Origin of the sequence: Tundrisphaera lichenicola (genome assembly GCF_051175385.1) — a bacterium.
Taxonomy (GTDB): domain Bacteria; phylum Planctomycetota; class Planctomycetia; order Isosphaerales; family Isosphaeraceae; genus Tundrisphaera; species Tundrisphaera lichenicola.
In genome coordinates, this window is the sequence record NZ_CP195106.1 from 5,821,045 (window position 1) to 5,833,063 (window position 12,019).

The 12,019-nt window shown below is 63.8% G+C and carries 4 protein-coding genes and 2 rRNA genes; all 6 read right to left on the reverse strand.

Going from position 1 to position 12,019, the window contains the following annotated elements; genetic code table 11:
* Positions 1-173: 173 nt before the first annotated feature.
* The 6 genes from P12x_RS22870 to P12x_RS22895 all read right to left on the reverse strand — a co-directional run bounded on the left by P12x_RS22870 (position 174) and on the right by P12x_RS22895 (position 11,760).
* Positions 174-2,981 (reverse strand): 23S ribosomal RNA (locus P12x_RS22870).
* 586 nt (positions 2,982-3,567) lie between these two features.
* Positions 3,568-5,076: ribosomal RNA gene (locus P12x_RS22875) — 16S ribosomal RNA — on the reverse strand.
* The 16S and 23S rRNA genes sit together here, the layout of an rRNA operon.
* A gap of 546 nt (positions 5,077-5,622) precedes the next feature.
* The gene (locus tag P12x_RS22880) at positions 5,623-8,034 is read right to left on the reverse strand and encodes a serine hydrolase (protein WP_435007232.1); all 2,412 of its coding nucleotides are present in this window, start codon (positions 8,032-8,034) and stop codon (positions 5,623-5,625) included.
* 43 nt (positions 8,035-8,077) lie between these two features.
* Positions 8,078-9,559, reverse strand: coding sequence for an amino acid permease (locus P12x_RS22885; protein ID WP_435007234.1), 1,482 nt, complete (start codon positions 9,557-9,559; stop codon positions 8,078-8,080).
* Positions 9,546-10,370 (reverse strand): ethanolamine ammonia-lyase subunit EutC, encoded by an 825-nt coding sequence (gene eutC, locus P12x_RS22890; protein ID WP_435007235.1) that lies wholly within the window; start codon positions 10,368-10,370, stop codon positions 9,546-9,548. The genes P12x_RS22885 and eutC overlap by 14 nt, the downstream gene beginning before the upstream one ends.
* Positions 10,363-11,760 (reverse strand): ethanolamine ammonia-lyase subunit EutB, encoded by a 1,398-nt coding sequence (locus P12x_RS22895; protein ID WP_435007236.1) that lies wholly within the window; start codon positions 11,758-11,760, stop codon positions 10,363-10,365. The genes eutC and P12x_RS22895 overlap by 8 nt, the downstream gene beginning before the upstream one ends.
* Positions 11,761-12,019: the final 259 nt, after the last annotated feature.

Consider the following 12,019-nt stretch of genomic DNA (forward strand, 5'->3'; position numbering starts at 1 on the left):
GGCCCCCCGGACGCGGTGGTCCGGGTGTGGGTCGCACTTCGCAGGTTCGTTCGTGGTCGGTGGGGTGGTGGCGTCCATCCTCGACGAGGCCTCTTCGGAGGGGTCGTCGGATGATGAGATCTGGCTCGCACTCGGATCGGGGTCCGCGCCTTGGGGGGCGGGGGCCGATCGGGGTGGTCAAGCCGCTTGGCTGTTAGGACCGGTCGGCTGCGACGGTCGCCCGCCGTGCACTCCCGGCCTATCGACCTGGTCGTCTTCCAGGAGCCTTCAGACCCTGCGGGTCATGGAAACCTCGTCTTGAAGAGGGCTTCGCGCTTAGATGCCTTCAGCGCTTATCCTTTCCCGACCTGGCTACCCGGCGATGCCCCGAGCGGGACAGCCGGCACACCAGAGGTCGGTCCTCCCCAATCCTCTCGTACTAGGGGAGACCCTTCGCAAGTTTCCTACGCCCACGGCAGATAGGGACCGACCTGTCTCACGACGGTCTGAACCCAGCTCGCGTACCGCTTTCATTGGCGAACAGCCAAACCCTTGGGACCTTCTCCAGCCCCAGGATGCGATGAGCCGACATCGAGGTGCCAAACCTCCCCGCCGCTGTGGACGCTCGGGGGAGATCAGCCTGTTATCCCCGGAGTACCTTTTATCTGTTGAGCGACGGCCTTCCCATCCAGCACCGCCGGATCACTAAAGCCGACTTTCGTCCCTGCTCGAGCGATCGCTCTCGCAGTCAGGCACCCTTGTACTTTTGCGCTCGTGTTGCCCGATTGCCGACCGGGCCGAGGGTACCATGGCACTCCTCCGTTACGCTTTGGGAGGAGACCGCCCCAGTCAAACTGCCCGATGAACACGGTCCCGATCCGGGCCACGGATCGGTGAGGGCGGGCGCCATTTCAGGGTGGTATTTCACCGATGGCTCGCCGACGGCTGGCGCCGCCGGGTCGTTGCCTCCCACCTATGCTACACAGAAATGCCGACCGACCAGTGTCAACCTGCAGTAAAGGTTCACGGGGTCTTTCCGTCTGACCGCGGGTACGTGGCATCTTCACCACGGCTACAATTTCACCGGGTCCCTCGTGGAGACAGCGCTCCAGTCGTTACGCCATTCATGCAGGTCGGAACTTACCCGACAAGGAACTTCGCTACCTTAGGACCGTCATAGTTACGGCCGCCGTTTATCGGGGCTTCGGTCGCCAGCTTCTCTTGCGATCACCGGCTCCCTTAACCTACCGACACCGAGCAGGCGTCAGACTCTATACGTCCTCTTGCGAGTTGGCAGAGTCCTGTGTTTTTGATAAACAGTCGCTAGAGCCGATTCACTGCGGCTCGGGTTGCCCCGAGCACCCCTTATACCGAAGGTACGGGGTCATTTTGCCGAGTTCCTTCACGAGGGTTCTCCCGAACGCCTTCGGATACTCGCCTAGCACACCTGTGTCGGATTGCGGTACGGGCCGATGGATCGTCCATGAGGGGCTTTTCGTGGCCGGGTGAAGAAGGGCTTCCAGATCGAATGCTGTCGCCCTTGCGGGACGGGGGCGTCTATCACCCCGACCCTTCAGTTCCCGGCGTCCTCCTCATCTCAACCTCACCATCGGGTGACGGAATATTAACCGTCTGCCCATCGGCTACGCCCTTGGGCCTCGCCTTAGGACCCGACTGACCCTGGGCGGATTGACCTTCCCCAGGAAACCTTGTGCTTTCGGCGGATGGGCTTCCCACCCATCTTGTCGTTACTCATTCCGGCATACGCACTCGCCCACGCTCCACCGGTCGTCTCCGTCCGGCTTCACTGCTGAGGGCGACGCTCTCCTACTACTCGGATAAATCCGAATCCGCGACTGCGGCGCGACACTTGAGTCCCCGTCATTTTCGGCGCGGGATGGCTCGACCGGTAAGCTGTTACGCACTTTTGAAATGGTGGCTGCTTCTAAGCCAACATCCCGGCTGTCACCGCGATCCCACTTCCTTTGCCACTGAGTGTCGTCTTGGGGGCCTTGGTCGGCGGTCTGGGTTGTTCCCCTCTCGAGCACGAAGCTTATCCCCCGCGCTCTGACTCCCGGGGTACGGCACGCGGTATTCGGAGTTGGGTTTCGGCGGGTAGGCGGGAAGCCCCCCGGCCGAATTCCGTCGCTCTACCCCCGCGTGCTAACGCCCGAGGCTGGCCCTAAAGCCATTTCGGAGAGAACGAGCTATCTCCAGGTTTGATAAGACTTTCACTCCTCCCCACGGGTCCTCCCCCGATTTTTCAACATCGGTGGGTTCGGTCCTCCACGACCGGTTAGGGTCGCTTCAACCTGCCCATGGGTAGTTCACCTGGTTTCGCGTCTACTGCGCCCGACAATCTCGCCCTATTCAGACTCGGTTTCCCTGCGGCTCCTCCCCTGAAGGGATTAACCACGCCGGACACAGTAACTCGCCGGATCATTATGCAAAAGGCACGCGGTCAGGCCGGCCGAAGCCAGACGCCCTCCCACCGCTCGTAGGCACGGGGTTTCAGGTTCAGTCTCCTCCCCTGGTCGGGGTTCTTCCCACCGTTCGGTCGCCCTACTGGGTTCGCTATCGGTCGTCATCGAGTACTTAGCCTTGCGGGAGGGTCCCCGCCGATTCAGGCCGGGTTTCACGTGCCCGACCCTACTCGGGTACCGGATAGGGGAGATCGCATTGTCGCCTACGGGACTGTCACCCGCTCCGGTGCCGCTTTCCAGCGGGCTTCGGCTAACGCTCACTCATCCCACGACTCCGGCCCCACGACCCCGGGTGGTGTCCCACCCGGTTTAGGCTGATCCCCGTTCGCTCGCCGCTACTGAGGGAGTCTCGGTTGATTTCTTTTCCTCCGGGTACTGAGATGTTTCAGTTCCCCGGGTCTCCAGCGGGTATTCCGGGATCGACGCTCGTTGGGCAGCTCCCCCGGACCTTTCGCGGCCTTCCACGCCCGCCATCTGATGACGCCTAGGCATCCCCCCCGTGCCCTTAGGAGCTTGACCACGCCGATCCGAACCCGCCCCGACTCGTGCCCCAAGAAGGGAGACGATCCGCGACAGACCCCGACACGGCATGGACCATGATCCCATCATTTCGAGGCCCCGCGCGTCTCGCGACGCTCCATGCGGCCTCTTGAGTAACGACCCCTGGGAGAGCGGTTTAAACTCTCCCGAGATCCGTTAAGGTCCACGTTCGTTGATGAACTATGCCACTACCACACTTCGCATAAACTTGCTGCGTGTGTGACCAACAACCGAATTGTGAAAGAGCCACCGGGATCGAGATCCCGGCCTCGCTGGCCACCGGCCAGGGGGCGGGGCAGCACCAGAAGGCCTGCCACGCCCCGCGATCGGGGGCAATCGAGATGCGACGCCCGGCCGGGCAGGACAGGTCCTGCCCGACCAGAAGTCATGGTCGATCGTGCTGCGAACCAACGAATGAGAGTGATGAACCCCCGTGGGGAGCCGGCGTGTTCGCGGCCGACTTGATCCGGGCGGGGCCGATGTCACCTTCGCGTCCGGCACCCTCGCGTTACGGGAACTCGAGGGCGTGTACTCCGGGGCGGGTGAATTTCCAAGGTATCCTTAGAAAGGAGGTGATCCAACCGCAGGTTCCCCTACGGTTACCTTGTTACGACTTAGTCCCCATCACGGGTTTTATCTTCGGCGCCTGCCTTGCGGCTCCGGCGACTTCGGATACCCCCCGCTTTGGTGGCTTGACGGGCGGTGTGTACAAGGCTCAGGAACACATTCACCGCGGCATGCTGATCCGCGATTACTAGCGATTCCAGCTTCATGCGGGCGGGTTGCAGCCCGCAATCCGAACTGAGGGACGGTTTATGCGATTGGCTCGACCTTGCGGTTTGGCTTCGCTCTGTCCGCCCCATTGTAGTACGTGTGCAGCCCCAGGCATAAGGGCCATGAGGACTTGACGTCATCCCCGCCTTCCTCCGGCTTAACGCCGGCGGTCTGTCTAGAGTTCCCGGCTTTACCCGCTGGCAACTAGACACAGGGGTTGCGCTCGTTAGGGGACTTAACCCAACACCTCACGGCACGAGCTGACGACAGCCATGCAGCACCTGTGCACGTTGTACCTTGCGGCCTCGCCGACGTTTCCGCCGGCTAATCCGTGCATGTCAAGCCTGGGATAAGGTTCTGCGCGTAGCCTCGAATTAAGCCACATACTCCACCGCTTGTGTGAGCCCCCGTCAATTCCTTTGAGTTTCAGCCTTGCGACCATACTCCCCAGGCGGAACACTTCACGGTTTCCCTACGGCAGGGAGCCCATCGGCGAGCCCCCTACCCAGTGTTCATCGTTTACGGCCAGGACTACCGGGGTATCTAATCCCGTTCGCTCCCCTGGCTTTCGCGTCTCAGCGTCAGTAAGGGTCCAGGGCCTCGCTTTCGCCACGGGCGTTCCTTCCGATCTCAACGCATTTCACCGCTCCACCGGAAGTTCCAGACCCCCCTACCCCCCTCGAGACCGCCCGTATCGGTGCCCGTTCCCCGGTTGAGCCGGGGGATTTCAGCAGCCGACGCGGCGATCCGCCTACACGCGCTTTAAGCCCAGTGATTCCGAATAACGTTCGCACGGTTCGTCTTACCGCGGCTGCTGGCACGAACTTAGCCCGTGCTTCCTCCAGGGATCGGTCAAGGTTGCCCCTTCCTCCCCCTCGACAGGAGTTTACAACCCGAAGGCCTTCATCCTCCACGCGGCGTCGCTCGGTCAGGCTTGCGCCCATTGCCGAAGATTCTCGACTGCAGCCTCCCGTAGGAGTCTGGGCAGTGTCTCAGTCCCAGTGTGCCGGGCCACGCTCGCACGCCCGGTAGGCATCGCAGCCTTGGTGGGCCGTCACCCCGCCAACAAGCTAATACCACGACGGCCCGTCCCGCGGCGATAAATCTTTGGTGAGGACCTGATGCCAGGTCCGCACATCGCTGGGAATTACCCGAAGTTTCCTTCGGCTATGCCCATCCGCGGGGTTGGTTACCGTCGCCTTACTCACCCTTGCGCCACTGGCCTTGCGGCCCGTCCGACTTGCATGCCTAATCCACGCCGCCAACGTTCATTCTGAGCCAGGATCAAACCCTTCGAGATTGGGGGAAGCACCGAGGTGCCACCCAACCCTCAAGTTTGAGGATTCTAGCTAACTAACTGGTCGCCGCGGAGTCATGTTCGAGGGGGTCACCCCCCTGCCCCACGCCCCGCGACAGCATGAACCGCCCGACCTGGCTCGTCGCGGATAAGGCGAGTATGCCAGGCATCGAGCCGCATCCACGCCGGCTCCCCTCAAGGGCTCATCATCTATCACTTGCGTGTACGCAAACGATCGACCAAATTGTCAAAGAAGACGCCGGGCCTCGACCCGACGCGATCGGCCGGAGCAGGCCACCCTAAAGAGGATGAAGCTCCGGCCGCTTGTTCCCATCCTACGCCCCGAAACGTGAAGAGGTTCGACAACCTCATCCCATTTCGTCGGCCTCAGGAGAAACCGCCACCCGGGTTAGTCGTCCGACGCGTTTCGCGTCGTCGTCATCCCCAGGCGACAAGGGTTATCTTAACGCGATTCTGGCGGAGTTCAATACTCCACTCATTTTTCTTGTCGATTTGTCGTCGAGCTTCCGGCGGAAGCGTAGGCGAGCCTCAGGGGCGACCGGGAATCGCCAGGTCCTCGAACCTCGTGTCTAGGATCGGATACGATTGCCAACCCGAGTAATCGAAGTGCCACCATTCGGCCTCATAGACGCTGTACCCCTCCTCTTCCATTAATCGTCTCAAGAGGTCTCGGTGCCACCTTTGACGCGAGGTTCCCCCGGGATACTGGGGATAGGCGCGGTCGGAGAATTCATCGTAACCGCTGACCATCTCGATCGGGCGGCCGGTGGCCAGGTCGCAGAGGGTCAGGTCTACCGCGCAGCCTCGATTATGCCGCGAACCTTTCGAAGGGTCTGCGACGAAAACCCGCTGGGCGGGGGGGGTGGCTTCCCAGAACAGTTTCGTGACTCGCCAGGGGCGGTAGGCATCATGGACTAGTAAGCCATAGCCGAGCGGAGCGAGCCTGGCCTGGACCCGGGCCAAGGCCTCGGCGGCGGGGCGTTGCATCAGGGCCCGGGCAGTGTTGTAGAGTGGGACCCCCAGGAAGTTATTGGTCGTGGCATAACGAATGTCGAGCTTCAGGCCCGGGACGACCTCGGAAAGGTCCACCAGATCGGACTCGCGGAAATTCCCCGACTCCGTCGGCGGCCTGGCATCGACCGACTCGCGACGGATCTCCTCGACCGGTCGCCTGGGAATGATCCGGAACGTCCGGCCGTCTTCACCATCCAGGCTCCTCCGGCGAAAGACAACGCTCCCGGCTTCCACCTCGGTGGCTCTCCCGTTGGCGTCGCGACGGAACTCCAACTTCTCTCCGTCGTAGAGTCCATCATCCGGGAAGCGATAAACGTCCGGGGACACTTCCGTCAGCGGGTAGAGGAAGAACCACTCGATGAGGGCGTAGAGTCGCCCCTGTCGCTCGTAGATGTAAAGGATATCGTGATCCCAGCCATACTCGCCGATCAGGCCCACGAGTGAGCGGTCCGGCGGGGCGGGGACACTCGTCCTGATCCGATCATAGATCTCCCCCCCGACCTTCAGTTTCTCCCCTTCGAGGATCAGTCGGGGACCCGAGCCGAGGATGTCGTCCCCCAGGAAGTCGCCGTCGATCGACCTCAACTCGACCCTCGATCCTCCCGACTCGGGAGTCATGTAAAGGCGTCCCGCAGCCTCGGTCAGCTCGAATCGATCGCTCCCGGATTGGTAGGTCCCCTCCCATTTCCGGGCCAGTCCTGGGGGGAGGGGATTGGTCGTATCGATCTTCGTGAGCGGTTTGCCCTGGCGGACGGCCAGCATCTGATCGAGTGCGGCGTCGGCGATCCGCTCGGCCTCGGCGTTGGCGCAATCCTTCGCGACGATCACGACGACTCCGAGCTTCTGATCCGGCAGGGCGGCCACCTCGGTCGCGAATCCGTAGATTGCCCCGCCGTGGCCGATCCTCCGGAGATCCCGGAAACGTGAGACCGAGAAGCCTAGGCCAAATCCAGTCTCCTGGCCCGGCTTCGCGAACTGGACCTTGAACATCGAATGGAGCGTCTCTGGCTTCAGGACTCTTCCACCGGGACCATTCCCTCCCGCGAAGAGGACTTCGAGGAACCGCGCCAGATCGGTCACCGTCGAGTACATGCAACCGGCCGGGGCGATCCCAAGCTCGAACGTCGGGGCGGGGAATTCGCGATCGTGATAGGTCCACATGGTCCCCTTCGCCAGCCCCTCCCGGATCGTCGGGGTGGGAACGAAGGCGCTCCGGGACATCCCGATCGGCCCGAGCACCCGCTCCGCCACGATCTGGTCGAACGGCTTCCCTTCCGACTTTTGAAGGGCCAAACCGACTGCGGCGATCGCCGCATTCGAGTACTTCTGGCGGGTCTTCGGGCGGTAGATTAATTCGGTCGAGTCGAGGCTCGCGATCGTCACTTCAAGTGTCGGTCCGGTCGGGTCGAAATAGTGGCCGACGGGCGGTTCGCGGGTCAGGCCCGAACGATGGGCCATCAGTTCCCGGAGCGTGATCGGATCCCCGAAGGGGTCTTTCGGGGCGAAGTCAGGCAAGTATTTTCGGATCGGCTCGTCGAGGTCCATCGTCCCTTTCTCGACGAGCTGCATCACCGCGAGATCGGTGAAGAGCTTCGAGACCGACCCGACTCGGTAGACGGTGTCGGGGGTGGCCGGCTTGCCCGTCTCGGGATCGGCGATCCCGTAGCCCTTGGACCAGACGATCTCCTGATCGTCGACGAGCGCGATCGAGAGCGCCGGTAATCGCTTCTCGGAGAGTTCCCGGGCGATGTAGACATCGATCGCCGCGACGGCCGCTTGGTAGCGATCCGGGACCTCGGCGGGTGGCCCGGCCAGGATCGGGGCCGTCATACCGAGGAGGCCGAGGCCGACCACGAGGATCAGCGGCAAGCGCGTTCGGATTTCGAGGCCAGGTCCGCGAGGTGTCGGGCGTCGGTCCTGATTCATGGGTTTCAGTCTCGATGAATGGCGGAATGGGAGTTCAATCGCGTCAATCGGCCGTCAGGACCGCGGGGCCGGGGAATCTTCGACGCTCCCGGCCGAACCAGGCGACGGCGAGGAGAATCAATGAGCCCGCCAGGATCCACCCGGCGCGGTCGTAAGGGGGTTGCATCCCGATCGCGATCAACAGAATGCATCCGACCGCGTTGATCAGTGCCAGCGGGCGGTACCATCGGCCCAGGTCCCACGGGCCCATCCGGGTCCAGGTCCGTCCGTAAGCCAGGGCGCCGAGCGACGTCGGAATCACATACGAGATGTACAGGAAGATCGTGCAAACGGCCGTGATCGTCGCGTAGACGGGGGTCCAGAGGGTGAACGCGACGGCCATCGCGGCCACACCCCAGATCGCCGCGACCGGGGTACGTCGGGTGGGACTGACGCCCTTCCAGAGGTCCGACCAGGGCAGGCCGCCGTCCCGGGCGAAGGCGTAGGTCATCCTCGATGAGGAGGTCATCGCCGCCAGTCCGCAGCCGAACTGGACCAGGACGATCCCCGCGTTCAGGACCAGGTTCAAGCCGGAAGGCAGGGTGGAACTCAGGATCCAGGCGAAGGAACGCTCCCCCTGCGCTGCGGCCTCGTCGAGGCTCGGGGCGGCGAGGATCACCGCCGAGAGCAGGATCCAGCCGGCGAAGCCGGAGACCGCGACCGCTCGGACCATCCCGCGCGGGACGTTGGCGGCGGCTCCCACGGTCTCCTCGGCCGAGTGGGCCGAGGCGTCGAACCCGGTGATCGTGTAAGCCGGGAGCAGGAACCCCAGGACGAACAGCCAGGCGGAACTCCGGGTAAAAGGCCAGACGTTATCGCCCGCCGATCCGCTGTAATCGGCGAAGGTGACCAGTCGAGCGGGCTCGAAGCTGGGGGCGTAGAACAGGAGAGCCACCGTGAGGGCCATCGAGACCCCCACGATCAGACCGCCGCTCAGGTCGGTCAGGGCCGTCGTCAGGCGGATCCCCAGGTGGTTGATCAAGGCCTGGGCACCGGTGATGAGTAGCACTCCCACCCCTTGAGCGATCAGCGGGCCATTCGGGCCGAGCCGTTCGGGCTGGATGCCCAGGAGGTCTCCGAACGTAGCCATCGCGAAGGCATACGTGCCGACGTTGATCGCGGCCAGGACCGTGACCAGGCCAGCCAGGTTGAACCAGGCGGTCACCCAACCCCAGCCTCGACCTCCGAGGATCGAAGACCAGTGGTAAAGCCCCCCGGCGGTCGGGTAGGCCGAGGCCACCTGCCCCATGGTCATCGCGACCACCAGCGAGAACAGCGAGACCATCGGCCAGCCCAGCCCGATCGTCGCCCCGCCCGCCCCGCAGAGGCCGAGGTGGAACGAGGTCACACCTCCCGCCAGGATGCAGATCGTCGACATCGAGATCGCGAAGTTCGAGAACCCGCTCATCCGTCGTCGGAGTTCCTGGGCATAGCCCATCTGCCGGAGAAGTTCCTCGTCCTCTTCGATCTCGTTATGTGGATTCATCTTGTCCTGTTGGCGAGGTCTCGGGCGAGTTCGATGAGAGCCGATCTTCCATCTCTTCACGTTCTTCCTTGATCGCCACGCCGCTCGAACCGGCTCGCCGCATCGAGAGGGCCAGCCGGATGATCCGAGAGACGGCCTCCTCGTCGGGGACGCCCCGTTCGTGAATGTTGGCGACCAGGTTTCGATTCGCATCGGTCTGGCCGAGGCCCGGGCGATAGGCCATGTAAGCCGAAAGACTTTCGGCCGTCGCCAGGCCGGGCCGCTCACCGATCAGGAGGACGACGACCTCGGGTTTGAGGCAATCCCCCACGTCATTCATCAGGCCGACCCGGCACCCTCGGACCAAGAACGGGCGGCCCAACCGCCAGCCTAGCCGGTGAGACTCACGTTCCAGGAGCGGGAGGATCGAGGGGATGCGAGCCCGGACGGCCGCCGCGGAAAGCCCGTCACCGATGACGACTTGCAGGTCCGCCCCCGGCGGGCATTCTCGATCGATCGCTTCCCGCCCCTCCGGGGACAGCTTTCGACCGAGGTCGGGTCTCGCCAGGTATTCGGCCTTCGATCCGGCCAGGCTCGACACCTCGAAGAGTCCCCAGCGATTGACGAATTCCTGGCCCAGGTCGCGGACGAGGTCGACCTCGGCATGGACGGCGTCGAGAGCGGCGGCGTGATCGACCCGGAGGTCGAGCTGGGTCGAGGTCCGGTAGCTGGTCCCAGATCGACCGACCAGGATCCGCGCGGGGGTCCTCGCCCGGATCGCCCTCAGGATCTCGCCGAAAGGGGGCTCGGCGGGTCGTTCCATGTCACCCATCGACCACCCCCTCCAGTTCCTTCAGGAACCGGCGATGGGCCAGGCTCTCGGATCCGGCCAGCCCACGCGATTCGAGCCAGGTGAGGAACTCGGGGGTCGGCTTGAGCCCGAAGAGGGAGCGGATCGAGGCCCCGTCGTGGAAGCTGGTCGACTGGTAATTCAGCATCACGTCGTCCGACGCGGGCACACCCATGAAGAAGTTGCAGCCCGCCGCGGCCAGGAGCATCATCAGATTATCGGCCGAATTCTGGTCGGCGGCGGCGTGATTGGTGTAGCAGACATCGCAGCCCATCGGCAGGCCCAGGAGCTTGCCCATGAAGTGGTCCTCGAGCCCGGCACGGATGATCTGCCGCTCATCGAAGAGGTATTCCGGCCCGATGAACCCGACGACGCTGTTGACCAGGAACGGGTCGAACGCGCGGGCCACCCCGTAGGCTCGGGCTTCCAGGGTCAACTGGTCGACCCCGTGGTGGGCCTCGGCCGAGAGGGCGCTCCCCTGCCCGGTCTCGAAATACATCAACTGAGGGCCGACCCAGGCCACTTCCCGGCCGACCTGATGCTCCTTGACCCGAGCACGCCCCTCGTCGAGCATCGCCAGGTTGATCCCGAAGCTGGCGTTGGCGGCCTCGGTCCCGGCGACCGACTGAAAAAGCAAGTCGATCGGGGCCCCGCGCCCCAGGGCTTCGAGCTGGGTGCTGATGTGGGCCAGGCAGCAGGATTGGGTCGGGATCGCGAAGGTCTCGATCAGCCGGTTCAGACCTCGGAGGATCGTTTCCACGGTCTTGACCGAGTCGGCGGCCGGGTTGACGCCGATCACCGCATCGCCGCAGCCGAACATCAGGCCGTCGGCGGCGGAGAGGAGTATCCCGCCGAGGTCGTCGGTCGGGTGGTTCGGCTGGAGCCGGATCCCCAGGACCCCCCGGCCTCCCATCGTGTTCCGACAGCGCGTGACTGTCCGGATCTTGCTGGCGACCAGGACCAGATCCTTGTTGCTCATCAGCCGTGCCACCGCCGACGCCGCGTCGGGGGGGATGCCCCGGTGGAGTCGCCGGAAGGCCGGTTCGTCGAGCCGATCGTCGAGGAGGAATTCGCGGAATTCGCCGACGGTGAGGTGCCGGATCTCTCCGAAGACCTCGCGATCGAGCGTCCGGTCGATCAGCCGAGCCACCTCGTCGTGGTCGGGGTCGATGAGGGGATGGGTGTCGATCTCACCGAGGGTCAGGTCGGCCAGGACGAGCTTAGCGGCCACCCGCTCGCGTTCCGACCGGGCCGCCAGTCCGGCCAGCCGGTCGCCCGACTTTTCCTCGTTGGCTCGGGCGAACAGGGTCGGGAGGTCGTCGAAGGTGAACTGCTCGCCCCGGATCGTGGTTCTGAGATTCACGCGGAACATCCCTCGCGGCCTTCCCGCCAATGCTTCGAGAAGTTTCACCTTAGCATGCCGGAAACTTCGTCGAAACAAGCTTGTGCAGTGGCGCGGCGGTCTGCTTGCTCGCATCCCGCCGGAGGCGAGACGGGGGAAGTGGCGCCTCTGGTCGCTCAAAACACGCGGAAGAGGGGGCGGATCTCGGAAGAATCGGGCGGCGGCCGAGTTGACCACGATTCGGGGACGTTCGCAAGCATCACCCTGGTCGCCTTCCAACGATCCGCCA

Coding starts and splice junctions, on each gene's coding strand:
- P12x_RS22880 (WP_435007232.1), bottom strand. CDS start 8,034: ATGAATCAGGACCGACGCCCGACACCTCGCGGACCTGGCCTCGAAATC.
- P12x_RS22885 (WP_435007234.1), bottom strand. CDS start 9,559: ATGAATCCACATAACGAGATCGAAGAGGACGAGGAACTTCTCCGGCAG.
- eutC (WP_435007235.1), bottom strand. CDS start 10,370: ATGGGTGACATGGAACGACCCGCCGAGCCCCCTTTCGGCGAGATCCTG.
- P12x_RS22895 (WP_435007236.1), bottom strand. CDS start 11,760: ATGTTCCGCGTGAATCTCAGAACCACGATCCGGGGCGAGCAGTTCACC.